Source organism: Streptomyces sp. NPDC090499 (genome assembly GCF_044769305.1).
Lineage (GTDB): Bacteria > Actinomycetota > Actinomycetes > Streptomycetales > Streptomycetaceae > Streptomyces.
The window spans coordinates 257840-284153 of the sequence record NZ_JBIVXP010000008.1 but is presented as its reverse complement, the minus strand read 5'-3'; the positions used below and the strand labels follow the sequence as shown (position 1 = coordinate 284153).

25 protein-coding genes and 1 riboswitch are annotated in these 26314 nt (G+C 71.7%); of the genes, 14 read left to right on the top strand and 11 right to left on the bottom strand.

Translation table 11 applies throughout. The annotated features are described in order from the left end of the window. The first annotated feature begins 114 nt into the window (after positions 1-114). Positions 115-1314 (top strand): Gfo/Idh/MocA family protein, encoded by a 1200-nt coding sequence (locus ACIQVL_RS28905; RefSeq protein ID WP_403476757.1) that lies wholly within the window; start codon positions 115-117, stop codon positions 1312-1314. 41 nt (positions 1315-1355) lie between these two features. On the opposite strand, the gene ACIQVL_RS28900 is transcribed toward ACIQVL_RS28905, so the two are convergent. Further along, positions 1356-2051 (bottom strand): L,D-transpeptidase family protein, encoded by a 696-nt coding sequence (locus ACIQVL_RS28900; RefSeq protein ID WP_403425965.1) that lies wholly within the window; start codon positions 2049-2051, stop codon positions 1356-1358. 210 nt (positions 2052-2261) lie between these two features. On the opposite strand from ACIQVL_RS28900, the gene ACIQVL_RS28895 reads away from it, so the two are divergent. Beyond that, complete coding sequence (locus tag ACIQVL_RS28895; RefSeq protein WP_403476756.1) at positions 2262-3656, top strand: pyridoxal phosphate-dependent decarboxylase family protein; 1395 nt, start codon at positions 2262-2264, stop codon at positions 3654-3656. On the opposite strand, the gene ACIQVL_RS28890 is transcribed toward ACIQVL_RS28895, so the two are convergent. Continuing rightward, positions 3642-4460 (bottom strand): SDR family NAD(P)-dependent oxidoreductase, encoded by an 819-nt coding sequence (locus ACIQVL_RS28890; RefSeq protein ID WP_403425968.1) that lies wholly within the window; start codon positions 4458-4460, stop codon positions 3642-3644. The genes ACIQVL_RS28895 and ACIQVL_RS28890 overlap by 15 nt on opposite strands. Before the next feature lie 50 nt (positions 4461-4510). Here ACIQVL_RS28890 and ACIQVL_RS28885 point away from each other — a divergent pair, with 50 nt between their 5' ends. Then, positions 4511-5047: a hypothetical protein gene (locus tag ACIQVL_RS28885; protein ID WP_403425970.1), complete on the top strand. Its 537-nt coding sequence runs from the start codon at positions 4511-4513 to the stop codon at positions 5045-5047. A gap of 64 nt (positions 5048-5111) precedes the next feature. Here the strand turns inward: ACIQVL_RS28885 and ACIQVL_RS28880 are convergent, their stop codons facing one another. After that, positions 5112-5741: an MBL fold metallo-hydrolase gene (locus ACIQVL_RS28880; protein ID WP_403425972.1), complete on the bottom strand. Its 630-nt coding sequence runs from the start codon at positions 5739-5741 to the stop codon at positions 5112-5114. Then, positions 5741-6829 (bottom strand): S-(hydroxymethyl)mycothiol dehydrogenase, encoded by a 1089-nt coding sequence (locus tag ACIQVL_RS28875; protein WP_403476755.1) that lies wholly within the window; start codon positions 6827-6829, stop codon positions 5741-5743. Before ACIQVL_RS28875 ends, ACIQVL_RS28880 begins: the two co-directional genes overlap by 1 nt. Before the next feature lie 215 nt (positions 6830-7044). Here ACIQVL_RS28875 and ACIQVL_RS28870 point away from each other — a divergent pair, with 215 nt between their 5' ends. Both ACIQVL_RS28870 and ACIQVL_RS28865 read left to right on the top strand, forming a co-directional pair. Beyond that, the gene (locus ACIQVL_RS28870) at positions 7045-8718 is read left to right on the top strand and encodes a rhodanese-like domain-containing protein (RefSeq protein WP_403476754.1); all 1674 of its coding nucleotides are present in this window, start codon (positions 7045-7047) and stop codon (positions 8716-8718) included. Beyond that, entirely contained in the window at positions 8715-9464 is a 750-nt protein-coding gene (locus tag ACIQVL_RS28865; protein ID WP_403425977.1) for a sulfite exporter TauE/SafE family protein, read from the top strand. The genes ACIQVL_RS28870 and ACIQVL_RS28865 overlap by 4 nt, the downstream gene beginning before the upstream one ends. A 173-nt stretch (positions 9465-9637) precedes the next feature. Here ACIQVL_RS28865 and ACIQVL_RS28860 read toward each other — a convergent pair whose 3' ends face one another. Beyond that, entirely contained in the window at positions 9638-9925 is a 288-nt protein-coding gene (locus ACIQVL_RS28860; protein WP_361291823.1) for a metal-sensitive transcriptional regulator, read from the bottom strand. A 91-nt stretch (positions 9926-10016) separates the two neighbouring features. Between ACIQVL_RS28860 and ACIQVL_RS28855 the strand changes: the two genes are divergently transcribed. Continuing rightward, on the top strand, positions 10017-10598 hold the full coding sequence (locus tag ACIQVL_RS28855; protein WP_403476753.1) for a rhodanese-like domain-containing protein: 582 nt from the start codon (positions 10017-10019) through the stop codon (positions 10596-10598). A 79-nt stretch (positions 10599-10677) separates the two neighbouring features. Next, positions 10678-12444 carry an ABC transporter ATP-binding protein gene (locus tag ACIQVL_RS28850; protein ID WP_403425981.1) on the top strand — a complete coding sequence of 589 codons (1767 nt, stop codon included), beginning with the start codon at positions 10678-10680 and terminating at the stop codon, positions 12442-12444. Between the two features lie 74 nt (positions 12445-12518). On the opposite strand, the gene ACIQVL_RS28845 is transcribed toward ACIQVL_RS28850, so the two are convergent. Then, positions 12519-12815: a hypothetical protein gene (locus ACIQVL_RS28845; protein ID WP_403476752.1), complete on the bottom strand. Its 297-nt coding sequence runs from the start codon at positions 12813-12815 to the stop codon at positions 12519-12521. 173 nt (positions 12816-12988) lie between these two features. On the opposite strand from ACIQVL_RS28845, the gene ACIQVL_RS28840 reads away from it, so the two are divergent. Both ACIQVL_RS28840 and ACIQVL_RS28835 read left to right on the top strand, forming a co-directional pair. Further along, positions 12989-13354, top strand: coding sequence for a nuclear transport factor 2 family protein (locus tag ACIQVL_RS28840; RefSeq protein WP_403425985.1), 366 nt, complete (start codon positions 12989-12991; stop codon positions 13352-13354). A 172-nt stretch (positions 13355-13526) separates the two neighbouring features. Continuing rightward, a riboswitch (ZMP/ZTP riboswitch) is annotated at positions 13527-13609 on the top strand. Positions 13610-13634: 25 nt separating this feature from the next. Beyond that, a complete protein-coding gene (locus tag ACIQVL_RS28835; protein ID WP_403425987.1) occupies positions 13635-14483 on the top strand; it encodes a bifunctional 5,10-methylenetetrahydrofolate dehydrogenase/5,10-methenyltetrahydrofolate cyclohydrolase in 849 nt (282 codons plus the stop codon). Positions 14484-14486: 3 nt separating this feature from the next. Here the strand turns inward: ACIQVL_RS28835 and ACIQVL_RS28830 are convergent, their stop codons facing one another. Continuing rightward, positions 14487-15455, bottom strand: coding sequence for a CU044_5270 family protein (locus ACIQVL_RS28830; RefSeq protein WP_403476751.1), 969 nt, complete (start codon positions 15453-15455; stop codon positions 14487-14489). Further along, positions 15448-15990 (bottom strand): RNA polymerase sigma factor, encoded by a 543-nt coding sequence (locus tag ACIQVL_RS28825; RefSeq protein WP_403476750.1) that lies wholly within the window; start codon positions 15988-15990, stop codon positions 15448-15450. Before ACIQVL_RS28825 ends, ACIQVL_RS28830 begins: the two co-directional genes overlap by 8 nt. 105 nt (positions 15991-16095) lie before the next feature. Here ACIQVL_RS28825 and ctaD point away from each other — a divergent pair, with 105 nt between their 5' ends. Continuing rightward, positions 16096-17694: a cytochrome c oxidase subunit I gene (gene ctaD, locus ACIQVL_RS28820; RefSeq protein ID WP_403425992.1), complete on the top strand. Its 1599-nt coding sequence runs from the start codon at positions 16096-16098 to the stop codon at positions 17692-17694. Beyond that, positions 17691-18026, top strand: coding sequence for a hypothetical protein (locus ACIQVL_RS28815; protein WP_403476749.1), 336 nt, complete (start codon positions 17691-17693; stop codon positions 18024-18026). The genes ctaD and ACIQVL_RS28815 overlap by 4 nt, the downstream gene beginning before the upstream one ends. A gap of 101 nt (positions 18027-18127) precedes the next feature. On the opposite strand, the gene ACIQVL_RS28810 is transcribed toward ACIQVL_RS28815, so the two are convergent. Next, entirely contained in the window at positions 18128-20107 is a 1980-nt protein-coding gene (locus tag ACIQVL_RS28810; protein ID WP_403476748.1) for a ricin-type beta-trefoil lectin domain protein, read from the bottom strand. Between the two features lie 391 nt (positions 20108-20498). Here ACIQVL_RS28810 and ACIQVL_RS28805 point away from each other — a divergent pair, with 391 nt between their 5' ends. After that, positions 20499-21722 carry an FAD-dependent oxidoreductase gene (locus ACIQVL_RS28805; protein WP_403425997.1) on the top strand — a complete coding sequence of 408 codons (1224 nt, stop codon included), beginning with the start codon at positions 20499-20501 and terminating at the stop codon, positions 21720-21722. Between the two features lie 166 nt (positions 21723-21888). Beyond that, complete coding sequence (locus tag ACIQVL_RS28800) at positions 21889-22227, top strand: peptidase inhibitor family I36 protein (protein WP_403425999.1); 339 nt, start codon at positions 21889-21891, stop codon at positions 22225-22227. 72 nt (positions 22228-22299) lie between these two features. Here ACIQVL_RS28800 and ACIQVL_RS28795 read toward each other — a convergent pair whose 3' ends face one another. After that, entirely contained in the window at positions 22300-22965 is a 666-nt protein-coding gene (locus ACIQVL_RS28795; protein ID WP_403426269.1) for a TetR/AcrR family transcriptional regulator, read from the bottom strand. A gap of 175 nt (positions 22966-23140) precedes the next feature. Between ACIQVL_RS28795 and ACIQVL_RS28790 the strand changes: the two genes are divergently transcribed. Further along, positions 23141-24388, top strand: coding sequence for a YncE family protein (locus ACIQVL_RS28790; RefSeq protein ID WP_403426001.1), 1248 nt, complete (start codon positions 23141-23143; stop codon positions 24386-24388). A 59-nt stretch (positions 24389-24447) separates the two neighbouring features. Here the strand turns inward: ACIQVL_RS28790 and ACIQVL_RS28785 are convergent, their stop codons facing one another. Next, positions 24448-26304 (bottom strand): cellulase family glycosylhydrolase, encoded by a 1857-nt coding sequence (locus tag ACIQVL_RS28785; RefSeq protein WP_403476747.1) that lies wholly within the window; start codon positions 26302-26304, stop codon positions 24448-24450. Positions 26305-26314: the final 10 nt, after the last annotated feature.

Here is a 26314-nt window from a genome sequence, read left to right as displayed (position 1 = left end):
CAACCAAGCCACCTTACTGTGCGCCGGGTGCGCCGCATAAGCGCCCTGCTCGCACCTTCCTGACTTCCTTCCGCCCCTTGACGCCAAGATTCTTCCGCGACGAAAGTAACCCCCATGACTTTCTCACTCGGCATCGTCGGCGCCGGACAGTTCTCCGGCCAGTTCGCCACGCTGTTCCAGGCCCATCCCGGCGTCGGCGACGTGTACGTCACCGACCTGCTGCCCGAGCGGGCGGAGAAGCTCGCCGCCGCCCAGGGTCTGGCGGGTACCTTCCCGTCGTACGAGGCCATGCTGGAGTCCGGCGTCGACGCGGTCGCGATCTTCACCCAGCGCTGGACGCACGGCCCGCTGGTCCTGCAGGGCCTGAACGCCGGCAAGCACGTGTACTCCGCGGTCCCCATGGCGATCACGACCGAGGAGATCGCCGCGATCATCGACACGGTCAAGGCGACCGGGCTGACGTACATGATGGGCGAGACCAGCCAGTACAACCCGGCGACCGTGCACGCCCGCAACCAGATCGCCGAGGGCGCCTTCGGGCGGCTCTTCTACGCCGAGGGCGACTACGTCCACGACATGGACCTCGGCTTCTACGACGCCTACCGCTACAGCGGCGGCGAGAACTGGAAGGCCACCGCCAGCTATCCCCCGCTGCTCTACCCGACGCACGCGGTCGGCGGGGTGCTCGGCGCCTGGCAGACGCACGCGGTGAGCGTGTCGGCGATCGGGGTCGCGGACGACCGGGGCGACGGCGTCTTCGACAAGGAGGTCAGCCAGTTCGGCAACGACATCTCCAACGCGACCGCGCTGTTCGAGGTGGCGGGCGGCGGCTCGTTCCGTACCAACGAGTTCCGGCGGGTGGGCTACCCGTCGCACATCCGTGAGTCCCGCTTCCGGTTCTTCGGCACGGAGGCGAGCATGGAGCAGCTGGCGACGGTGGCGCTGTGGCAGGACAAGAAGGGCGTGCAGGACATCAGCGAACTGCTCGAACCCAAGCCCACCATGTCCCCCGACGACCCGTCCCTCCAGCACATCGCGCCGGAGCTGCGGGCCGCCTTCACCTCAGGGTCGGCGCCGGTGCACGACCGGGCCCGGCTGCCGCGCGAGTTCGACACGCTGCACAACGGGCACGAGGGCAGCCACCACTTCCTGGTGGACGACTTCGTGACCGCCGTCAACACGCGCAGCCTGCCGTCGGTCAACGCGTGGGTCGCGGCCCGCTACACCCTGCCGGGCATCATCGCGCACGAGTCCGCGCGGCAGGGCGGGGCCCGGCTGGAGATCCCGGACTTCGGGGACGCCCCCGAGAGCTGAGCCGCAGCCGCCGGCCGGAGCCGGCGGCGGGCCGGGTGCCGTCAGGTGCCCGGCTTGCGGCCGTAGACGTAGACGTCGTCACCGGTCTTCAGCAGCGACCAGTACTTCTTGGCGGTGGTGGTGGTCATGTTGACGCAGCCGTGCGAGCCCGGCGGGTTCCACATGCTGAGGCCCACCGAGTGGAAGGCCTGGCCGCCGTCGAAGAACTGGCTGTAGGGCATGGGCACGTTGTAGACGGACGAGACGTGGTCGATGTCACGCCAGTAGATCTTCTTCAGACCGGTCCGGGTCTCGAACCCGTTGCGGCCGGTACGGACCGGGACCGGGCCGTAGACGAGCTTGTTGCCGTCCTGGATCCAGCTCAGCTGGAGCGTGAGGTTGACGCAGGCGATGCGTCCCTTGTTGGTCGGGCACTTGCCGTCCTTGTTGGGCTTGTTCCCGACGGCCTTCTGCTTGTTCATCAGATCCATCACGCCCCAGGTGACGGGACCCGCGTACCCGACGGCCGGCGTGATGCCGTGCTTGTTCTGGAAGGCCCGGATCGCCTTGCAGTCGGCGGTGGACTGCTTGCCGTCGACCGGCCGCCCGAGGAACTTCTCCACCTGCTTCTGGTACGGCCCGGCCTGCGTGGTGCAGCTCGCCGCCTGCGCAGGAGCGGAGGTGAGGGCGAGCGTGAGCGGCGCCACAAGGCCCGTGACACCGAGCACAACGGCACTTCGTCTGCGTATGTCCCCCATATGACGTCTGTCTCCTTCTACAGTTTTTCGGTTTTTCCTGTGCTGTGGTCTCGTCGTACTGGACCGCCCGATGCGCGGCATTGGTTGTAGCCCGGGGCGGCCTGTGACGAAACGGTTAACTTAGCCGCCGCGGCCGCCGCGGCGGGCACCGGTCCACCTACCCGGAAGTGGACCGCGCCACAGCACCGTGGCCGACCTAGTGTGCGAGGCATGCATCCCGCGCTCGCCGGCGATCTCGCCCGGCTTCCCGAACTCCTCCAGTCCGCGCGCGACGAGGCCGCCCGTGCGGCGGCCGGGTCGGCCGAACGCCCGGTGGCCGCGCTGGGGCCCGCACCCGCGCGGGCGCCACTGCCCGAGCAGGGGGAGGGCGGTGCCGGCGCGCTGGCCCGGTTCACCGAGCGGTGGGCGCCGGGAATGTCCGCCTCGGCCGGGCCACGCTACCTGGGTTTCGTCACCGGCGGTGTGACCCCGGCCGCCCTCGCCGGCGACTGGCTGACCTCGGTCTACGACCAGAACCTGGCCGGCGACGCCGGTTCCTGGGGTGCCGCCCTGGAGCGCGAGACCGTCGCCTGGCTGGCCGGGTTGTTCGGGCTGGGCGACGCGCACGCCGGGGCATGTGTGACCGGGGCCACGATGTCGAACACCGTCGGGCTGGCGATCGCCCGGGAGTGGCTCGGGGAGCGGCTCGGGGTGGACGTCTCCCGGGCGGGCGCCGCCGCGCTCGGTCCGGTCGACGTGCTGTCCGGCAGCCCGCACTCCAGCGTCGGCAAGGCGCTGTCGATCCTCGGCATCGGCCGGGACCGGCTGCGCCCGGTGCCACTGCTGCCCGGCAACCGGGAGGCGGTGGACGTGACCGCCCTCGACGCGGCACTGGCCGGGCTGGCCGGACGCCCCGCGATCGTCGTCGCCAACGCGGGCACCGTGAACACCGTCGACTTCGACGACCTGCGCGCGATCGCGGCCCTGAAGCAGCGGTACGACTTCTGGCTGCACGTGGACGCCGCGTTCGGTGCCTTCGCCGCCCTCTCCCCCGCCCACGCCCCGCTCGTCGCAGGTCTCGACGCGGCCGACTCGGTCTGTGTGGACCTGCACAAGTGGCTCAACGTCCCCTACGACGCGGCCGTCCAGTTCACCCGCCGCCGCGACCTCCAGGTGGCCGTCTTCCAGAACGAGTCCCCGTACCTGGGCCTGCCGACCGGCACCCCGGACTTCCTGCACCTCACTCCGGAGACCTCCCGCCGGATGCGCGCGCTGCCGGCCTGGTTCGCGCTGACCGCGTACGGCCGGGACGGGCACCGCGAGATCGTCGAGCGCAACGTCACCGAGGCCCGCCGCCTCGGCGCCGGCGTCGAGGGGCTGCCCGCCCTGCGCCTGCTCGCCCCGGTCCGCCTCAACGTCGTCTGCTTCACCCTCACGGACCAGCCCACGCAGGAACGGGTGGCCGCCCTGGCGCGGGCGGTCGCCGCGTCCGGGGAGGCGTTCCTGACGCCGACGGTGTACCGCGGGGTCCCGGCGCTGCGGGCGGCGTTCAGCAACTGGCGGACCACCGAGGACGACACCCGGCGCGTGCTGGCGGTCCTCGCGTCCGCCTCAGCCGCGCTCTGAGCCGAGCCGGGCCTCCCGGTGCGGCCGCAGCGCCGCGTGGAACCCACTGTGCACGGCGGTGAGTCCGCCGTCGACGCTCAGGGTGGTGCCGGTGATCCAGGCGGCGTCGCGGGAGGCGAGGAAGGCGACGGCCGCGGCGATGTCCTCGGGTTCGCCGACCCGGCCGAGCGGGTACAGCGAGCGGACGGCGTCGAGTTCGTCGTCCCGGCCCGCCCAGGCCGAGGTGCGGACCGTGCCCGGCTCCACCAGGTTGACCCGCACCCCGCGCGCGGCCGCGTGCCCGGCGAGGGTGCGGGTCAGCGAGCCGAGGCCGGCCTTGGCGGCGCTGTAGGCGTGGTTGCCGAAGTCGGCGCGGGCGTTGACGGAGCCGATGCTGACGATCGCGCCCCGGCCGGAGGCGGCGAGATGCGGAAGGGCCGCACGGCAGCAGCGGTGGACGCCGGTGAGCGTGATGTCGAGGTCGAGGGCCCACGCGTCGTCCGGCTGGTCCTCGAAGCGGGGGAGGTCCGGGGTGCAGTGCGCGGCGCAGTTCACCAGGACGTCGAGTGTGCCGAAGACGCCGACGGCCCGCTCGACGGCCGTCTCCACCGAGTCCCGGTCGGCGACGTCACAGGCGAACGCCTCGGCAGCCGGCCCCTGTTCGCGCAGCGCGGCCGCCGTCCGCTCCGCCTCGACCAGGTCCCGGTCGGTCACCAGCACCCGCGCGCCCTCCTCGGCCAGCCGGCGGGCGACGGCCGCGCCGATGCCGCGGGCCGCGCCCGTGACGAGAACTCCGTATCCGGCAAAGCGAGTCAGTCCGGTCATGACGACGACCGTACGGGCCGGACGATCAACAGGACAGATACCGTGCGCACATGACCGCGTTCCTGCAGCAACTCCCGGCCCTGATGGGCGTCGTGATCGGCGCACTCGGTTCGTATCTCGCGGTGGTGCGCGGTGACCGGGCGCGGTTCCGGCGGGACCAGCAGGCGCGCTGGGAGGAGCGGCGGCTGGCGGTGTACAGCGACTACGCGCGGGCGCTGAAGAAGACGGTGAACCTCACCTACCGTGTCGCGGCCCATCTCGGCAACGATCCGCATCCGCACCCGATCTCCCCGGCCGAGGCCGAGCCGCTGCTGGCGGCGGCCACCGACGGCCGTGATCCGGCCGGGGAGGCGCTGATCATGCTGGGCAGCCGGGAGGTGGTGGAGCAGGCACGGGCGTGGGTGACCGCGGTGATGGCCATGGAGCGGTTCATGCGCTCCGGGACGGTCGACCCGGACGCCTGGCAGGACCTGCTGGCACGCCAGCGGGCCTGCCGGGAGCGCTACTACACCGCCGTACGCGAGGATCTCGCGCTGCCTCCCGGGCATCCGGCGCTCTGGCCGACCCGGCTGGAGTCGGACGGCTGAGGAGCGTGCCGGTCCCGCGGTGGCCGGTGGCGGGCCCTCCGCGGAAGCCGACTTCGCGTGCGGGTCAGTGTCCTCGGGCGATCCACTCCGCCAGCCCGGGTGCCTCGGCGCCGATGGTGGTCGAATCGCCGTGCCCGGTCAGGACCTTCGTCTCCGGCGGGAGGGTGAGGAGCTTGTCCCGGATGGAGTCGATGATCGTCGGGAAGTGCGAGTACGACCGTCCGGTGGCGCCGGGGCCGCCCTGGAAGAGGGTGTCACCGGTGAAGACGACGCCCAGGCCGGGTTCGTGGAGGCAGACGGCGCCGGGTGCGTGGCCCGGCGTGTGCAGGACGGTCAGGTCGGCACCCGCGGCCTCGATGACCAGCCCGTCGGACAGGTGGTTGTCGGGGTCGCGGTCGGGGTGGGTGAGCTTCCACAGCGGCAGGTCGTCGGGGTGCAGCCAGATCTTGGCGCCGGTGAGGTCGGCGAGGGCGGGCGCGGCGTCGATGTGGTCGTTGTGGGCGTGGGTGCAGACGATCGCCTTCAGGACGCGGTCGTCGACGGCCTCGGCGATGGCCTGGGCGTCGTGGGCGGCGTCGATGACGATCACTTCGCGTTCGTCGCCGACGATCCAGACGTTGTTGTCGACGTCCCAGGTGCCGCCGTCGAGGGTGAACTGCCCGGAGGTGACGAGGCGTTCGATGCGGGTGGTCATCACAGCACCACCACCGAACGCAGCACGTCCCCGCCGTGCATCCGCTCGAACGCCTTCTCCACCTCGTCGAGCTGGATGGTCTCGGTGACGAAGGCGTCCAGCGGCAGCCGCCCCTGGAGGTGCAGGTCGATCAGCATGGGGAAGTCGCGGGAGGGCAGGCAGTCGCCGTACCAGGACGACTTGAGCGCGCCGCCGCGGCCGAAGACGTCCAGGAGCGGCAGTTCCAGCTTCATCTCGGGGGTGGGCACGCCGACCAGGACGACGGTGCCGGCGAGGTCGCGGGCGTAGAAGGCCTGCCGGTAGGTCTCCGGGCGGCCGACCGCCTCGATGACGACGTCGGCGCCGAAGCCGCCGGTCAGGCCGCGGATCGCCTCGACGGGGTCGGTCTCGCGCGAGTTGACGGTGTGGGTGGCGCCCAGGGAGCGGGCCTTGTCCAGCTTCCGGTCGTCGATGTCGACGGCGATGATCTTCGCGGCGCCCGCGAGCCGGGACCCGGCGACCGCCGCGTCGCCGACCCCGCCGCAGCCGATCACGGCGACCGAGTCGCCCCGGCCGACGCCGCCCGTGTTGATCGCGGCGCCGATGCCCGCCATCACCCCGCAGCCGAGCAGTCCGGCGACCGCAGGGGAGACGGCCGGGTCGACCTTGGTGCACTGCCCGGCGGCGACCAGTGTCTTCTCGGCGAAGGCGCCGATGCCGAGGGCCGGGGAGAGCTCCTGGCCGGTCGAGGCGAGGGTCATCTTCTGCTTCGCGTTGTGGGTGTTGAAGCAGTACCAGGGCCGCCCGCGCAGACAGGCCCGGCACTGGCCGCACACGGCACGCCAGTTGAGGATCACGAAGTCACCGGGCGCGACGTCCGTGACGCCCGCGCCGACCGACTCCACCACTCCGGCGGCCTCGTGGCCGAGCAGGAAGGGGAACTCGTCGGTGATACCGCCCTGTTTGTAGTGCAGGTCGGTGTGACAGACCCCGCAGGCCTGCACCTGTACGACGGCTTCGCCCGGTCCCGGGTCGGGCACCACGATCGTCTCGACCCGCACGGGCTCGTCCTTGCCCGGTGCGATCACGCCGCGTACTTCCTGCGCCATGGGCCTGCCCTTTCGTCGCTCTGCTGACGTGCTGTCTTCCGACCCTACGCGGGAACGATCAGCGACGGCACGCATCCATCGACGCGGATCGTCCCGCACCGCCGCCGTTCGTGTCGCCACTCCCTCCCCCACATACCCCCCGGGGTACCTCTGCTACGGTGATGAACATACCCCCGGGGGTAATTCACCGGGGATCGAGGAGAGGAGTGTCCGCCGTGTCCTTCGTCGACACCATCGAGGTGCCCGGACTGGGCAACCGCAGCTATCTGGCGGGCGGGGCGCACGGCGCCGTCGTGGTCGATCCGCCCCGGGACGTCGACCGGGTGCTGGCGGCCGTCACCCGGCGCGGGGTGCGGCTCACCCAGGTCGTGGAGACGCACGTGCACAACGACTACGTCTCCGGCGGCCTGGAGCTGGCCCGGCTGACCGGGGCCGCGTACGTGGTGCCGGCCGGGGCGCGGGTGGCGTACGAGCGGGTGCCGGCGGCCGACGGGGACGTGCTGGAGATCGAGGCGGGCCTTGCGCTGCGCGCGCTGGCCACCCCGGGGCACACCCCGCACCACACGTCGTACGTGCTGGAGGAGAGCGGCCGTGCGGTGGCCGTCTTCACCGGCGGTTCGCTGCTGATCGGCACGGTCGGCCGGCCCGATCTGGTGGAGCCCCGGCTCACCCTCGAGCTGGCGCGGGCCCAGCACGCCTCGGCGCACCGACTGGCCGCCGAGCTGCCGGACGCGACGGCGGTGCTGCCGACGCACGGCTTCGGCAGCTTCTGCTCGGCCGGGGACGGGTCCGGGCCCGGGTCCGCCACCACCATCGGGCGGGAGCGCGCGGTGAACGAGGCGCTGCGCAGGGACGCCGACACGTTCGTCGCGGAGCTGCTGGCCGGGCTCGACGACGTACCGGCGTACTACGCCCACATGGGCCCGCTGAACTCCGGGGGTCCCGCTCCCGTCGACCTCACGTCGCCGGGCCGGGCGGAGGCGGCGGAGATCGCGGCGCGGCTGGCCGCCGGTGAGTGGGTGGTGGACCTGCGCAACCGGGTGGCGTTCGCCGCGGGACATGTCCCGGGCACCCTGAACTTCGAGGCCGACGGACAGCTCGCGACCTATCTGGCCTGGCTGCTGCCCTGGGGCCGGCCGGTCACGCTGCTCGCCGAGTCGGCCGCCCAGCTCGCCGCCGCCCAGCGCGAGCTCACCCGCGTCGGCATCGACCGCCCGGCGGCGGCGGCCACCGGCACGCCCGAGGCCTGGCTGCGCGCGGGCGAGCGGCCCCGCTCTTTTCCCCGGGCCACCTTCGCGGAGCTGTCCGCACGCGGCGCGCAGGACGTCGTCGTCCTGGACGTGCGCCGGGACACGGAGCGGGCCGAGGGCCACCTACGGGGTTCGCTCCACATACCCCTGCACCAGATACGGGACCGGCTGGGCGAGATACCCGGCGGCACGGTGTGGGTGCACTGCGCGGGCGGGATGCGGGCCGCCGTCGCCGCCTCCCTCCTCGACGCGGCCGGGCGCGACGTGGTCGCCGTGGACGACGGGTTCGCGGCGGCCCACGCGGCCGGGCTGCCGATGGCCCGGCTCACCCCGGCCGAGGCGCGGGAGCGCACGGACGCGGACGCCGTCCTGCTGGACGTCCGCGAGGCCGACGCGTGGGCGGCCGGACACGCACCGGGGGCCGTGCACGCCCCGCTGTCCGGGCTGGCGGCCGGGGCTCCGCTGCCGCCGGCCGCGGCGGACCGCGCGCTCGTCGTGATCTGCCGCTCGGGGCGGCGCTCGCGGGAGGCGGCCGCGCTGCTGACCGCCCGGGGGCTGGACGCCGTGGACGTGGTGGGCGGGATGACCGCCTGGCGCGCGGCAGGCCTCGCGGTGACCGCCGAGGGCACCGCCGGATGAGCGCGCTCCTGCTCGCCCTCGGCGCCGGAGCCGTCACCGGGCTGGCGCTCGGGGCCCTGGGCGGCGGCGGCAGCGTGCTGGCCGTACCGGCACTGATCTATCTGCTCGGCTTCACCCCGGCCGCGGCCACCACCGCGAGCCTGGTCGTCGTCACCGTCACCTCGGCCACCGCGCTGGTCGCGCACGCCCGCGAGGGCGCGGTGCGCTGGCGGGCCGGTGCGGTGTTCGCGGCGGCCGGGATCGTTCCGGCGGCGGTCGGTGGGGCGGTCTCCCGGCAGCTGCCGGCGGCGCTGCTGACCGGGGCGTTCGCGGTGCTCGCCGCCGTGGCGGCCCTGCGCATGCTGCGGCCGACGACCGCCCCGGCCACGGCGCCGGTACCGGCTCGGGCGTCCCGGGTGGCCGGAGCGGGCGCCGGGCTCGGCGCGGTGACCGGCGTGCTCGGGGTGGGCGGCGGCTTCCTCGCCGTGCCGTCCCTGGTGAACGTCGTGGGGCTGCGGATGCGCGCGGCGGTCGGCACGAGCCTGCTGGTCATCACGATCAACTCGCTCACCGCGCTGGCGGCACGCTCCGGTTCGGCGGCGGACGTCGACTGGTCGGCCGTGGGCCCCTTCGCCGGGGCCGCGATCCTCGGCGCCTGGGACGGCAGACGGCTCGCGTCCCGCCTCTCCGCGGCCACCCTCCAGCAACTCTTCGCCTACGCACTCCTCGCGGTGTCCGCGTTCATGCTGGCCGACGCGATCGCCTGACGCGCCCCCGAAGGGGCGCTGCGGGAGGAACTGCGCGACCAGCCACAACGACGCCGCACATCCGGCGCAACCCTGCGCCCCGCAAGGGGCGCGAGGAACTGCGCGACCAGCCACGACGGCGCCGCAGACGGCAGACGGCAGACGGCAGATCGCGGCGCCCGCGGCGAAGCCGCTCAGGCCAGCGACAGGAACAGCTTCTCCAGCCGGGCCTTCATCTGCTCCGTGGTCTCACCGTCCGCGCCACCCCGCCCGGGATCGGCGATGCACTGCTGCAGCCCGGTCGCGATGATCGCGAAACCCGCCCGGTCCAGGGCGCGCGAGGCCGCCGCGAGCTGGGTGACCACGTCCTCGCAGTCGCGGCCCTCCTCGATCATCTTGATCACGCCGGAGATCTGCCCCTGCGCCCGGCGCAGCCGGTTCAGCACCGACTTGAGCTCGTCGCCCTCGAACTGCAGCTCCACGACCACCACTCCTCACATACCCGTAGGGGTATGTTACCCGCCCCTCGGGCGAACCCGTCACCCATCACCGCAAGGAAGGATCGCACCCGCGATGACCGCTACTCCCCCGAACCCGGATCTCACGCCCGAACAGGCCCTCGCCCGCCTGCCGGAACTGACCGTCGTCGACGTCCGCACGCCCGGCGAGTACGCCGCCGGCCATGTGCCCGGCGCCCACAACATCCCCCTGGACACCCTGCACCGGGCCCTGCCCGCGCTCCGCACCGCGGACGGCGGCCTCCTCCTGGTCTGTGCCTCCGGCGCGCGGGCCGAACGCGCCCGGACCGTCCTCGCCGAGCACGGCATCCCGGCGGCCACCCTCACCGGCGGCACCAGCGGCTGGGCCGCGCGCGGTCACGCACTGCACCGGCCGCGGGGCGGGTCACGTGCCACCTGGGCCATGGAGCGCCAGGTGCGGTTCACCGCCGGGTCGGCCGTCCTCGTGGGCCTGGCCCTCGGGCTGCTGCACCCGGCCTGGCTGCTGCTGTCGGCGGGGGTCGCGGGCGGCCTGGTGTTCTCGGCGCTCACCGACACCTGCGGGATGGCCGCGGCCCTGGCGAGGCTGCCGCAGAACCGGCCACGTCCGGCCGACCTCGACGCGACCCTGGCGCGGCTCGGTTCCGCCCGTGGCTGACCGGGCGCCGGAGCCGGGAGCGGCCGTCGTAGCCTGGGGGCGTCGGAGGGCGCCGCCCGCCGCCCGGACGAGGAGCACCGTGACCGCCGCTGACGCACTTCCGACCAGGCAGCCCGGGGAGCCCGTGTTCCGGCTGCTGCTCTCCTACGTCCGGCCGCACCGCTGGGCCCTGCTGGCCGGTGCGGTGCTCTCGCTGGTGACGGGTGCGACCGGGCTGCTGCTGCCGCTGGTGGCCCGGGGGTTGATCGACGACCTGTCCCACGACCGTTCCATCACCGGCAAGTTGCTCGCGATGGCGGGTCTGGTGGTCGCCAACGCCGGGGTGGGTGCGCTGGGTTCGTACGTGCTGCGGCGTACCGCGGAGTCGGTGGTGCTCGGGGCTCGGCGCACCCTGTCGTCGTATCTGCTGAGGCTGCGGATCACCGCGGTGGACCGGACCGAGCCCGGTGACCTGATGGCGCGGATCACCTCGGACACCACCCTGCTGCGCGAGGTCACCACGGACTCGCTGGTCGCGCTCGGCACCGGCGGGCTCACCCTGGTCGCCACCGTGGTGATGATGGGGGTGGTCGATCCGGTGCTCCTTGCCGTCACCCTCGTCGTGATCGCCCTGGCGGGTACGGTGCTGGGCACGATCGTGCCGCGCATCAACCGGGCGAGCCGCCGGGCGCAGGACGCGGTCGGGGTGATGGGGGCCTCGCTGGAGCGGGTGCTGGGCGCGCTGCGCACGGTGAAGGCGTCGGGCGCCGAACACCGGGAGGAACGCGCCCTGCACGAGGCCGCCGAGGAGTCCTGGCGGCAGAGTGTGCGGGCCGCCAAGTGGTCGGCCGCGGCGGGCAACACGGCGGGGCTCGCGATGCAGCTGGCGTTCATCACGGTGCTCGCGGTCGGCGGGGCCCGGGTGGCGACCGGCGCGATCGGGGTGGGCACGCTGGTGGCGTTCCTGCTCTACGTCTTCTATCTGATGCAGCCGATCCAGCAGGTCGTCGGTGCGATCACCCAGTACCAGACCGGCGCCGGCGCGCTCGCCCGGATCCAGGAGGCGCTGCGGCTGCCGGCCGAACCCCCTTCCCGGCCCGCCGAGTTGCCGTCCACCGGCGCCGAACCGGCCTCCGTCGCCTTCACCGACGTACGCTTCCGCTATGCCGACGAGCTGCCGTACGTCCACCACGGCGTCAGCTTCGAGGTCCCCGCGCGGGGCATGACGGCGTTCGTCGGGCCGTCCGGCGCGGGCAAGACCACCGTGTTCTCGCTGATCGAGCGGTTCTACGACCCGGAGTCCGGCACGGTCGCGGTGGACGGCCGTCCGGTCGCCGACTGGGAACTGCCGCTGCTGCGTTCGGCCATCGGGTACGTCGAGCAGGACGCCCCGGTGCTGTCGGGCACGCTGAGGGACAACCTGCTGCTCGGCAACCCGGAGGCGGACGAGGACGCGGTCGCGCGGGTGCTGAAGACGACCCGGCTCGACGGTCTGGTCGCCCGGCTGCCGCAGGGTCTCGAGACGCTGGTCGGCCATCGCGGCACCAAGCTGTCGGGCGGGGAGCGTCAACGGGTGGCGATCGCCAGGGCGTTGCTGCGCCGGCCCCGGCTGCTGCTGCTGGACGAGGCCACCTCTCAGCTGGACGCGGTGAACGAGGCGGCGCTCCGGGACACCGTCGCCGACGTGGCGCGCTCGACCACGGTGCTGGTGGTCGCGCACCGGCTGTCGACGGTGACCATGGCGGACCGGATCGTCGTCATGGACGCGGGCCTGGTCCGCGCGGTGGGCACGCACCGGGAACTGGTGGCGGCGGACCCGCTGTACGCGGAGCTGGCGGCGACGCAGTTCCTCGCCTCGGAACACTGAGAGCACTGGGAGCACTGGGAACGGACGACAAGGAGGGCCGCCCCTGCCGGGACGGCCCTCGGTGTGCGGCGCGGTCAGGCTTCGACGGCCGGCAGCAGCCCCGTGGCGGGTGCGGCCAGGTCGGTGACCTGGTGCAGTTCGCCGAGCTTGTGGACTCCGTTCAGCCCCTGCACCTGCTCCGAGACCTTCGGCATCTTGTCCCGGTACTCGGTGGGGATGTCGCTGCGGGTGACCGAGTCGAGCACGCCGAGCGCGGTGAGCTTCCCGGGGTGCTGCGCGCCCGCGTCGGCCGCGTTCGCCAGCGGCGCGGCGAGGCCGGTGACCCCGACGGCAAGGCCGACGGCGGCGACGATACGTCGTGTTGAGATCATGTCCTCAGCAACGCCCCCGGCACCGGCCCGGACACGGGCAGCCGCTCCCCCTCACCCGCAAGGCGGAGCGCGCGGCCTGCGCTTGCCGACCCCGGCGGCGCGGGGGACGCTCGATGTGAGGGGCTCGCGCGGCCCGCTCCGCATCGGGTCGCGGGCTCCCGCAGGAGGTCACCATGGGCACCGCGACGGGTTCCACGTTCGACACCGACACGCTGCGCCGGGCGATAGAGGGGAACACCGGGAACAGTCTTCTGGCGCTCTACGCGGACGACGCGGAGATCCGCATCATCGACCGCAACACCCAGCCCAGCCACCCCAAGGTCCTGCACGGCCGCCGGGACATCGCCGCGCTGCTGGACGACGTCTACAGCCGCGACATGACGCACACCCTGGACCGGTGCATCGTCCAGGGCGACCAGGCCGCCTTCAGCGAGTCCTGCGAGTACGGGGACGGGGTCCGGGTGCTCGCCGAGTCCATGATCATGCTGCGCGACGGCAAGATCGCCGAACAGATCATGATCCAGGCATGGGACGAGTAGTCGCAAGGACCGGGAGGGTCCAGGTCAGCTCGCGGCTGACCTGGACCTTCTCGGCGCGGGCGACGCTGGGCCACGCCCACCGCCCACGGCCGCACGCCGGTACCGCGCTGCTGCGGGCGCTCCTGCGGACCGCGCACTGCCGGCGGAGACACCGGACGTCTCGGTTACCCTGAGGGCGGGCCGTGACTGGCGCTGAGGTGGAGCACCACCGGGGAGCGGTCCGCACTGTCGTTGCCGTGCGCCTGGGCGATCAAGGTCGAACCAGCTCAGGAGTGTGCACATGACCCAGGCCCGCCTCATCGACGGCACCGCCGTCGCCCGCCGCATCGTCGAGGAGACCGCGCAGCGGGCCGCCGACCTCACCGCACGGACCGGTGTCACACCGTGTCTGGCGACCGTGCTGGTCGGCGAGGACCCCGCCTCCGTCACCTACGTCCGGATGAAGCAGAACCGCAGCCGCAGGGCCGGTATCGCCTCCCGGCACGTGGCCCTGCCCGCCACCACGACCACCGCCGAACTCGTCGCAGTACTACGCGAGTTGTCGACCGACCCGGCCGTGCACGGCATCCTGCTCCAGCACCCGGTCGGCGAACACATCGACGAGCGCGCCGCGTTCGAGGCGATCGCGCCGCAGAAGGACGTGGACGGCGTGACCTTCGCGTCGTTCGCGACGATGAGCTTCGGCCTGCCGGGCTTCGTCTCCTGCACCCCCGGCGGCATGCTGCGCCTGCTCGACGCGTACGGCGTCGACCCGGCCGGGAAGCGCGCGGTGGTCGTCGGCCGCAGCGCGATCCTGGGCAAACCGGCCGGGATGCTGCTGCTCGCCCGCGACGCCACCGTCACCTACTGCCACTCCCGCACCCGCGACCTGTCGGCGGCCGTCCGCGAGGCGGACATCGTGGTCGCCGCCGTCGGCCGGCCCCGGCTGATCCGGGGCCGGGACATCAAGCCGGGCGCGGTCGTGCTCGACGCCGGCTACAACGAGGGCAACGTCGGCGACGTCGACTTCGACACCGCCGTCGAACGGGCGTCGCTGATCACGCCGGTGCCGGGCGGGGTCGGCCCGACGACCATCGCCGTGCTGCTGGAGCAGACGGTGGCGGCGGCCGCCCGGCAGCTCGGGGCGTGAGGGTCAGCGCAGCCAGGCGCGGTACTCCATGACGTCGCCGGCCCGCACCCCGTACGCGGGGTCGTCGCGGGTGAACGTGGTCTCCAGGCCGAGTACGGCACCGGTGGCCGGGTCCAGGATCAGCATCCGCCGCCCGCCGGTGCCCTCGGCCAGGACGTAGGCCTGCCCGGTGCGGCCCAGCCGGTCGGTGACCTGACCGGCGGGCCGCAGCCCCTTCGCGTCGGCGAACAGCTCGGCCAGGGCCGCCGTCTCGCGTGCCCCGAGCGTCCAGTTGTCCAGCAACTCCGCAGTGGCGTCGAGGAGTTCGGACGCGGTGAGGGTGCCGCTGTGGATCAGGTCGGTGAGGTAGGCGCGGAGCTTGGCGGGATCGTGCGGGGGCGTGGACAGGGGCGGGGCGTCGCCCCACATCGGCGGGAACGTCCGCCGGCTGAGCACCTGGCCGTCCTCGACCCGGCCCGTGCCGGTCAGGACGGGCCGGCCCGCGTGGTCCGGGTCGGTGGCCACGACCACCTCGGTGTGCGTGCCGTCCGCCCGCCAGCGCACCACCCGCTCCTCGGGCAGGGTCACCGGTGGCCTGTCGTCGCTCATGGCCAGGCTCCAGGACTGCACGTGGGTGCCCCGGCGCAGCGCCGGGGAGCCGTCCGTGGCGGCCACGGCGGCGAGTTCCGCGACCTGAGCGAGCGGGACTGCGGTGGAGTGGGCGCGGACGGTCAGCGGCCGGGGTGCGGCGACGGCCGGGGCGCCCGAGGGCCCGCCGAACAGCACGGTCAGCGTGGTGGCCGTCACGACGGCGGCCGCGGCCGGCCCCCACAGCAGGCGCGGCCGGGCCCAGGTCCGGCGGCCGGAGCCGGCGTCGTGCAGCAGCCGGACGAGGTGCCGTTCGGCGTTGTGGTCGAGAGGTCCGTCGCCGAAGTGGGGGCCGTCGGCGGGCGCCGGGTCGGCGGCGCGCAGCAGGTCGAGTTCGTCAGCCATGGCGGTGTTCCTCGGGAAGGGCCTCGGCGGCGGGCGGGCGCAGTCGGTCGATCTCGGCTCTGAGCCGGTGGCGGGCGCGGTGCAGCCGCATCGCCGCCGCCCGGCCGCCGCAGCCCAGGGCGACGGCGATCTCGTCGGCGCCGAGTTCCTCCCACGCGGCCAGCCGCAGCACCTCCTGGTCGGCCGGGGACAGCCGGGCCAGCGCGTCGTGCACCCAGGCGCCGGGGCGCTCGCTGTCCGGGGCGGCCACGATGTGCCGTGCGTGCGCGGTCTGGTCGTTGCCCAGCCGGTCCAGCAGCCGGCGCCGGCGCCCGTGTCCGCGTACCGCGTTGGCGAGGCAGTTGCGTGCCACGCCGTACAGCCAGGGCAGCGGGGCCGCCGGCAGGTCGGCGCGGCGGCGCCAGGCCACCGTGAACACCTCCGCCACCACTTCCTCCACCTCGCCGGTCCGCCCGTCCAGTCGCCGCGCGACATAGCGGCTGACCGCCCAGTAGTGCTCGCGATAGGCAGCGGCGAAGATCTCGTCGTTGCTCATGTCCCGTTCGTGTCCGGCACCTTCCCGATCGTCACACCCGGCTCCGTGACGCTCGTCGCATCCGTCGAGTGTGACCGGTGGGCACGGCGCGGACACAGGCGGGGCATGAGGAACCTCAAGTGGCTGACGACCACGGATCACAAGACGATCGGGACGCTGTACCTGGTCACGGCGTTCTCGTTCTTCTGCGTGGGCGGGGTGATGGCCCTGCTGATGCGCGCCGAGCTGGCCCGCCCCGGTCTGCAGATCATGTCGAACGAGCAGTTCAACCAGGCGTTCACGATGCACGGCACGATCATGCTGCTGATGTTCGCGACCCCGCTGTTCGCCGGTTTCGCGAACTGGATCATGCCGCTCCAGATCGGCGCCCCGGACGTGGCCTTCCCGCGCCTGAACATGCTGGCCTACTGGCTCTACCTGCTCGGCTCGACCATCGCGGTCGGCGGCTTCCTCACCCCGCAGGGGGCGGCCGACTTCGGCTGGTTCGCCTATGCCCCCCTCTCGGACGCGGTGCGCTCGCCGGGCATCGGCGCCGACATGTGGATCATGGGCCTGGCGTTCTCCGGCTTCGGCACCATCCTCGGCGCGGTCAACTTCATCACCACGATCATCTGCATGCGGGCCCCGGGCATGACGATGTTCCGGATGCCGATCTTCGTGTGGAACGTGCTGCTGACCGCCGTGCTGGTCCTGCTCGCCTTCCCCGTCCTCGCCGCCGCCCTGTTCGCGCTGGAGGCGGACCGCAAGTTCGGCGCCCACGTCTTCGACGCGGCCAACGGCGGGGCACTGCTCTGGCAGCACCTGTTCTGGTTCTTCGGCCACCCGGAGGTCTACATCATCGCGCTGCCGTTCTTCGGCATCATCTCCGAGGTCATCCCGGTCTTCTCCCGCAAGCCGATGTTCGGCTACCTGGGTCTGGTGGCCGCGACCATCTCGATCGCCGGACTCTCGGTGACCGTCTGGGCCCACCACATGTACGTCACGGGCGGGGTCCTGCTCCCCTTCTTCTCCTTCATGACCTTCCTGATCGCCGTCCCGACGGGAGTGAAGTTCTTCAACTGGATCGGCACCATGTGGCAGGGCTCGCTGTCCTTCGAGACGCCCATGCTCTGGACCATGGGCTTCCTGGTGACGTTCGTCTTCGGCGGCCTGACGGGCGTGATGCTCGCGTCCCCGCCGGTCGACTTCCACGTCTCCGACTCGTACTTCGTCGTCGCCCACTTCCACTACGTGGTCTTCGGCACGGTCGTCTTCGCGATGTTCGCCGGCTTCCACTTCTGGTGGCCCAAGTTCACCGGCAAGATGCTCGACGAACGCCTCGGCAAGATCACCTTCTGGACCCTGTTCACCGGCTTCCACGGCACGTTCCTGGTCCAGCACTGGCTGGGCGCCGAAGGCATGCAGCGCCGCATCCCCGACTACCTGGCGGCGGAGGGGTTCGCCACCCTCAACACGGTCTCGACGATCTTCTCGTTCCTGCTGGGCTCGTCACTGCTCCCGTTCTTCTACAACGTCTGGAAGACGGCGAAGTACGGGACGAAGGTCGAGTCGGACGACCCGTGGGGCTACGGCCGCTCCCTGGAGTGGGCGACGTCGTGCCCGCCGCCGCGCCACAACTTCACGGCCCTCCCGCAGATCCGCAGCGAGTCACCGGCCTTCGACCTGCACCACGCCACCGTGGAGCGGGAGTTGAGTGCACGATGACGGCCAGGGGGGAGGAACGGGCACTGGTCGCCCAGGTCGAGGGCCATCTGCTGCTGGCCGCCACCCGGGCGGAGGGCCGCGCGGCGGGGGTACGGGTGGCGGACCGGCTGGGGTGGCTGACCGATGTGCAGCGGGACGATCTCCAGCGCCAGTTGGAGTCGGAGTACCTGGCGCTGGCCCGTCTGTCCTGGCGTCGTACCGCAGAGCGCGCCGAGGACCTGCGACTGGAGTACGAGCAGAGATACCGGGCCGTGCGCCGACGACTTCTGACAGGCCTCCTGCTGATCTGCGCCTTGTTCACGGCGGCGACCCTGGTGATGCTGACGCCGTGAGCTGAGCGCCCCCGAAGGGGCGCGGGGCTGTGACTGATATGCGGCTGCCGCCGCGTGTGCGCGACCGGCCACAGTCCACCCGCGCCCGACGACCTACCGGCTCAACTCTGGCTCCACTGCTGGTTGGTCCCGCCGTTGCAGGTCCACAGCACCAGCGAGGACCCGTTGCCGGTGGCCGCGCCGTACACGTCCAGGCACAGCCCGGCGTTGACGTTCGTGATCGTCCCGTCCGAGTTCACGTTCCACTTCTGGTTGTTCTGCCCGTTGCAGTCCCAGATCACGACCTTGGTGCCGTTGGTGGTGCCCTGGTTGTACGCGTCCAGGCACTTGTTGCCGTACACCACGAACTCCTTGCGCGAGGTGTACGTCCAGGCCTGGTTCTGGCCGCCATTGCAGTCCCAGATCTCGGCCTGGGTGCCGTTGGTGATGGTGTTGTTGTAGACGTCGGCGCACCGGCTGGACTGTCCGCCCACGAGGAGGGTGCCGTTGGTGCCGGGGATCGGACTGACCGCGATCGAGCCGAGCGTCGGCAGCGAACTCCCCGTGAAGGTGAGCGAGTTGCCCGACCCCTTGCTCAGGTCGGCCTGCACCGAGACCGTGCCCTGCGAGGACCCGGTCGGCGGGAAGGAGACCGTGGTGGCGGTCTGGCCGTTGACCTGGAGGGTGCCGGTGACGGCGGTGGAGCCGGTGTTGGTGTAGGCGACGTCGACGACGTCCAGGCCGGTGCTCGCGGCGCCGACGCCGGTGTACCTGCCGGTGGAGGACGCGCTGTAGCTCGTGCCGGCCGCCTCCGTACCGCCGCTCACCTTGAGCATGACCGAGCCGCCGGCCGGCACGCTGGCGGTGTAACTCGTCGCGTACGAGCCGAGGTTCGACTGCGCCCACAGGTCCCGCACGGTCGACGAGGCGCCGGTCAGGCCGAGGTCGGACCAGCGGGCGGTGATGTTCGCCGCGGAGGAGGTGCGGTTGAGGAGGACGACCGCACGGTTGCCGGTGCCGGCCAGGACCTTGCTGTAGACCTGCAGACCGGTGGTGTCCTCGGCGACCTTGACGCCCTGCAGCCCGCGCGCGTCCTGGTCGACACCGATGACGTCGGAGTTCTTGAGGATGCCGGCCGTCTCGCTGGTCATCGTGGTGAGGTCGTTGCCGGCGAGCAGCGGGGCGCCGGAGATCGCCCACAGGGCCATGTGGGTGCGGTTCTGGGCCGCCGTGAGGCCGGACATGCCGACGGTGAGCATGTCGGGGTCGTTGTAGTAGCCGGTGTGCTGGGCGGCCGGGTGCAGGGTCTGGTCGAAGTTGGACAGGACGGCCGACTGGGACGCGGTGCCGCCGTAGTAGTAGATGTCCGTGCTGGTCCGCCACATGGGGGCAAGGCCCGTCGCCCAGTTCCAGGTGTTCTGGTAGCCCCAGTTGCAGATGGACAGGGTCAGCGGGCGGCCGGTGGTGGCCGCGGCCGTGGCGACGGCCGAGCTGATCGACTTGTAGGTGGTGGCCGCGTCCAGGCCCTCGGCGTCGCCGCCGCACCAGTCGACCTTCACGAAGTCGAAGCCCCACTCGGAGAACTGGAGCATGTCCTGGGCGTAGTGCCCCTCGCTGCCCGTGTTGGCGGCGGCAGGACGGCCGGTCGGGTAGTAGTAGCCGCAGCCGTTGGCGCCCGCGTCGGTGTAGATGCCGGCCTTCAGGCCCTTGCTGTGGATGTAGTCGGCGATGGCGCTCATGCCGCCGGGCCACTCACCGGTGTCGACGGTGATGTTGCCGGAGCTGTCGCGGGTGCCCTGCCACCAGCCCTCGTCGATGTTGATGTACTTGTAGCCGGCGGCCGGGAGCCCGGCCGCGACGAAGGCGTCGACCTGCGCCTTGATGACGTCGTAGTCGATCTTCGCCGCGAAGCTGTTCCAGGAGGCCCAGCCCATCGGGGCGGTGGGCACCGAGACCTGCGCCGCGGTCGCCGCCCGAGCCGGTCCCGGAGCGGCGAAGAGGAGCGCGGCCGCGGCCGTCAGGGTCAGGGCCAGGGTGCGTACGGCAGCGGCCCACAGGTGTCGTACGAGACCGCTGCCGGTCGATCTGGGCGGGGGGTACATGCGGCTCCTCCACGGGGGTGCGCGAGGGGTACGACTCACATTTGTTCGTGATACCGAACATGGATCGGTGTTCCGAACGTGTCGCGGGCCGACCGTAGAGCCGCCGGAGGGGTAAGTCAACGACTGCGACAGGAGTGAAGTCCCGTCCGCCTTCGGGTCGTTCACCCCACGCCCGCCCGCGTGCCGCCGATCCGGACCGCGGACCGATGCCGCCCCGCTCCCATCCCGGCCGTCCGCGCCGGCTTGCACATCACCGCAAGCGCGCGCTACGGTCCGGGCGACGTACGAAAGCCACTGCCCGGTAGGTAGTCCGGGTGACGCCTCAGCGTTCGTGCAACGGCCTGGTCAGGTCACCCGTGCGTCCTTTGTCGAACTCGAACAAGGGACGGTCATGTCTGACCTGAAGGTTCTCGTCGCCGGTGCCGGTCTCGGCGGTCTCACTCTCGCCCAATCGCTGCGCAACCACGGGATCGACGTCGCGGTCTTCGAACGCGACGCAAGCCCGTGGGACCGGCCCCAGGGCTACCGCCTCCACCTGGACGCCGACGCGCTCAACGCCGCTCGCGAGGTCCTCCCGGCCGACCTCCACGCGGTCTTCGACGCAACCGCGCAGTACACCGAGGCGTTCACCACGATCCTGGGCACCGACCTGTCGGTCATCAAGCGCCTGCCTGCACAGGACGACCACGGCCAAGGCGTCTGGCCCGCCCACGACGGACCGGGATCCCACGCCAACGTCGACCGCGCGACCCTGCGCCAGATCCTGCTCGCCGGCCTGGAGCACACCGTGCGTTTCGGAAAGACCCTCGACCACTACGAGAGCGACTCCGAGGGGGTGACCGCGTACTTCACCGACGGCTCCCGGGCGCACGGCCACGTCCTCGTCGGCGCCGACGGCATCCGCTCGGCCGTCCGCCGCGGGCGGGCCCCGCACCGCGACACGGCCGACGCCGGGATCACCGCGGTCTACGGCCGTCTGCCGAGGGCGGCGGCCGAGCCCTTCGTGCCCGCCGAAACCATGACGGACATCTTCACCATCGCTTCGGACGAACGGAAGGTGTTCCTCGGACTCGGCTGCGTCCGCTTCCCGGCCTCCCCTGCCGACGCGGTGGCGCGCTTCGCCCCCGGGGTCGCGATGCGCGACCAGGACGACTACGTCGTGTGCATCGTGGGCGGCCGCCACGAGTTCTTCCCGAACGCGGACGGCGCACTGCGCGCCCGCTCGGGTGAGGAACTTCGCCGCATCGCCGCCGAGGTCCTCCGCGACTGGCCGACCGGTGCCGCCGACCTCGTCCGCAGTGCGGATCCGGCCTCCTTCTTCCTCGTCGAGATGTACACCAGTGTGCCGACCGCGCTCGACGCACCCACCAACGTCACCCTCCTCGGGGACGCCGTCCACGCGATGACACCCACCCTGGGCCGCGGGGCCAACGTCGCGATGCGTGACGGAGCCCTGCTCGGCCGCGCACTCAAGAAGGTCGCCGACGGGCAACTCGCCCTTGCCGAAGCCCTGACCGCCTATGAGCGCGACATGCTCGCCTACGGCTTCTCCGTCGTACGAGAGGCGGCCCGGGTCGGCCGCCTGCGCATGGCCCAGAACCCTCTTCCCGAGTAACCGCCCGCGCGGAGCCGGTGCCGCACTCCGACCACATTCGCACCCACACCCGCACTACCAAAAGTAGTCACTGCCTTACGCCACGTGATGGCATGGGGCTGCGCGTCGACGCCGACCACCTCCCAGTGCGGCTCCCGCGGGAGCCGCGGCAAGGAAGGCACCAAACATGACTGTTCGTGTGATCACAGGCCAGGGCATGGACGCCTGCCCGGACGGATTCCTGGCACTGTACGAGCACAGCGACTACAACGGGCCCAACGGGGGCGGCCGGATCCTGCTCACCGACGAGTCCATTCCGAACCTCAAGACCCACGACTTCAACGACGTGACCTCGTCGGTCATCAAGAAGATGCCTGGCCGTTGGGTGACGCTCTGGACCGCCACCCAGTACGGCGGCACGAGCTTCCCGCTGCAGGGCGACATCATCGAGTACCGCACCATGACGGACTTCTCGAAGATCGACGTGAAGCAGAACGACACCATCTCCTCCGTACAGCTCAACTGACAGGTGCCGGTGCCGTGACCGCCTAGGTTCGCCGGGTGGGTGGTCGTGACACGCGGATGCGCGGTCGGTCTGCTACCGCGCGCCTCCGGGCGTCCACCCCTCCGGCCGCAGGATCCCCACCAGCAACCGCACCAACTCCTCCACGACGTCGTCCAGCGTCGCCTCCACCCACCCCGCGCTCCAGTCGTGCAGCAGCCCGTTCACGCTGCCGATGAACGCCGTCGCGGCCAGCCGGTAGTCACGCGGCGCCGCGTCCCCCCGCGCGACCGCCGCGTTCGCCTCGGTGCATATCAGCTCCACCCACCGCGCCCGCCGCGCCAGCCGCTGCTCCTCCAGCGGTGGACTGACCCCGATGATCTCCACGAAGGCGATGCGGATACGCCGCGGATCCGACGTGACGTCACGGGCGTAGGCCCGGAACAGCACCGTCACCCGATCGACCAACGGCAGCGGTTCCGCCTCCGCGAAGGCATCGGCCACCGCCCGCTCGGCCCACCCGTTGACCTCCAGGTGCAACGCGGCGAGCACATCCTCCAGGGTCTGGAACTCCTCGTAGAACTGACGGGTCGACAGACCCGCCGCCTGGCTCAGCGCGGCGACGGTCGTGGCACGGAACCCCGGTGCCTCGCCGAAGAGTTGGAGCGCCGCGTCCAGGAAGCGCCGACGCCGGTCGGCCTTGCGTTCCGCGGCGGACCGGCCGCCGTAGCGACCTGTCGGTGCCTTGAGCCTGCCCGCCAAGATTGCCCCCTCCGTCGACCGCCCGATGGCCAATTTTCTCGCGTACGCCTCTTGTGGAGTCATCCACCCCCTCCTTACTTTTCAGTAAGTTCGTTTTGAACGCGCCCGTGTTCAGATTCGTGACCCTGTGACCGCACGCGCGCGTCCCCACCCCCCTCAAGAGGAGAGAGCAGTCATGCCTGCTTTCAGACCCAGGCACCTTTGCTCCGTGGCCGCCGCCCTCGCCCTGACCGTCGCCGCGCCCGCGACCGCCGCCACCGCCGCGGCCGACGCCTCGCTGCGCGAGGTGCTGTTCGTCGGCAACAACTGGGACGGCACCGCGACCGTCCTGAACTCGTCCGGCGACTTCGCCAAGGTCGGCCAGATCAACGTCGTCCCCGACAAGGACGCGCGGATCGCCGAGATCAACGCCGACCCCATCAAGTGGATCTACTACACGTCGATCCGCAACGAGGTCGGCCAGGGCCACGACCAGTACGTGGACGACATGTACTCCACGCCGGACGGGAGGTCCGTGGTCGTCTCGCGCCCGAGCTTCGCGGACGTCGTCTCCATCGACCTCGCCACCGACAAGATCAACTGGCGCTTCCCGGTGGCCGGTTACCGTGCCGACCACATGGCCGTCTCCCCCGACGGCACCAAGGTCGCGGTCTCGGCGTCCACCGCGAACAAAGTGCAGGTGCTGGACATCAACACCGGCACGGAACTGGGCGAGTTCGCCACCGGTGACAAGCCGCACGAGAACGTCTTCAGCCCCGACGGGAAGTACATCTGGAACATGTCGATCGGTGAGGTCACCACCTCGCTGGACGACCCGGTCTGGGACTGGACGAAGGGCGACCGGCACATCACCGTCGCCGACGCCACGACGTACAAGCAGGTCAAGACCATCGACATGCGGGCCCGGCTGGACGCGATCGGGCTGACGGACTTCTCGGACGCGGTCCGGCCCGCGGCCTTCACACCCGACTGGTCGAAGATGTACTTCCAGGTGTCGTTCTTCAACGGCTTCCTGGAGTACGACATCGCCAGCGACAAGATAACCCGGGTGAAGACCCTGCCGGCGAACCCGGCGACCAGCACCGACCGCACCACCTGGCTCCTCGACTCTCGCCACCACGGCATCTCGATGAAACCGGACGGCACCAAGCTGTGCGTCGCCGGGACGATGGACAACTACGCCACGATCGTCGACCGCGCGACTCTGCAGGAGGGGCCGCTCATCACGGCGTCCACCCCGTACTGGGCCACGGTCAGCGGTGACGGCAAGGACTGCGTCATCTCGGAGAGCGGCGCCGACCAGGTGACGGCCATCGACTTCGGCACCGGCCAGAAGGTGACCTCGGTCCCGGTCGGCGACCACCCGCAGCGCGTCCGGCTCGGCCATGTGCAGACCGACTGGACTGGCGCGTCCGGTAGTTGACGGTTCATCAGGGCCTTCGGTCTCCGGGGTGCGCGGCACCCCGGAGACCGAAGCACTGCTCAGAACTTCGCAGCCACCCAGGCGGCCAGTTCCGCCTTGGCCGCAGTGAGCACGGTGGAGCTGGGCGAGGTCGCCCCGTTGGTGACCAGCGCGAAGTGCAGCACGCCGGAGTCCGAGTCGGTGAGCAGCAGTCGGCGGCTGCCCGTCCCACCCGGTTCCGCCGCCACGCCGACCGGGGTCGAGGACGTGTACGCCGGGGGCGCGTAGGACGTGCCCAGGTCGGAGACGACGGTGGTGGACGCGGTCGCGAAGGAGGCCGGTAGGTGGAGTTCGGTCGGTGCGGTGGCGCTGCTGGAGCGCCAGACCTGGACGGCGTACTGTCCGGAGCCCACCAGCGCGGCCACGTTCGGCAGCGAGCTGGGCACCGGGTTCCAGGTCAGGGTCGTGGAGCCGTCCCGGGAACGGTCCTCGTAGGTGAAGGCGAGGGTGGAGCCCGAGGTGGCGGACGGGTAGATCCGGTCGAGCAGCCGGGCGTCCTGACGGAGCGTCACGGTTCCGGAGTCGGTCATGTCGACGGCCGACATGTCCTCGTCGTTCCAGGCGTCACCGGAGGTGAGGACCTTGTCCGGGTTGTCGTTCATCAGCTCGTGGTGGCGGCCGTTGTAGATGTCCCACTGCCACTGGGTGCCGGAGAGGACCGGTCCGGAGGAGGCCGGGGTGGACCACCAGTTCGCCCCGGAGAGGCGGGAGTCGAGGGCCTGGTACATCGCCTTGTCGACGGTGGGCGCCTTGCCGGAGGTGGTGCCGGAGAGCGGGTGGCCGAACTCGCTGACGATCGCGGTCGTCCCGGCGGCCGAGGCGCGGTCGCGGACGGTGCCGAAGTCGGTGGAGTACTGGCCGTCGGAGGCGTTGCCCCACATCAGGATGCCGGAGATGGCCTTCTGGTCGTAGAAGTGGGTGTTGAAGACGTACCTGGAGCCGAGCGTGCCCGCGTCCAGCAGGCCGCCCTCCTCCTTGGTGACGTTGCCGTTCCAGAACAGGTTCGGTTCGACGAGGGCGGGCTTGCCGCTCCAGCCGGCGGCGTCCATCCGGGCCCGGAACTTCTGGTAGAAGGGCCACAGCCGGTTCTGCTCCCAGGTGCGGGAGGTCTCGCCGGAGTCGTAGCGGCCGGCGTACGGCTCGTTGTACGGGTCGAAGCCGACCACGCCCGCGAACTCGTCGGACGTGAGGTGCTGGGCCAGGTAGGCCATGCTGGTCTGGGCCGTGGCCAGGAAGGCGTCCTGGAGGCCGTAATTGTTGTGCCAGAAGTCGTACTGGGCGTCCTGGACGGCCGCGTTCTGGGTGATGTTCTGGCCCCAGAGCAGGCAGATGCCGCAGTACTCGGTCGGGTAGTCGCCGAGCTCCACCGCCCACTGCGGGGCGCCGTCGCCGGTGTACCAGCTGCCCGAGTTGAACAGGTAGCGGGAGTACAGGTCCTGGTGGAAGTCGGGGAAGACGCGGATGCCGGCGTCGAGGAACGCCTGCATCTGCGCGGTCGCGGCGGCCAGGTAGGCGGTGTCGACCTGGCCCTGGACGGGTTCGGCGTGCGCCCAGGAGAGCAGGAAGCGCACGGCGTTGCCGCCACCGAGGGCGCGCACCGCGGTGGCCGACTTCTTCGCGTCGGCCACCGAGGCGAAGGGCAGGCCGCTGTTCTCCTCCAGCTTGGTCTCGCCGGAGACGTTGTAGCCGCGCAGCACGACCTCACGGCCCTGGCCGTCGGTGAATCGGCCGTTCTGCACGGTGAGCGCGGTGCCGTCGAACCAGAGGGAGTCGGACGGGGTGGCTGCGGTGGCGGACGGGGCGCCCGCCACCGCGAGGAATCCGCAGAGGACAACCAGGACAACGATCAGTCGTGCCCGGATATTCGTCATGTCCATTACAGTCCGG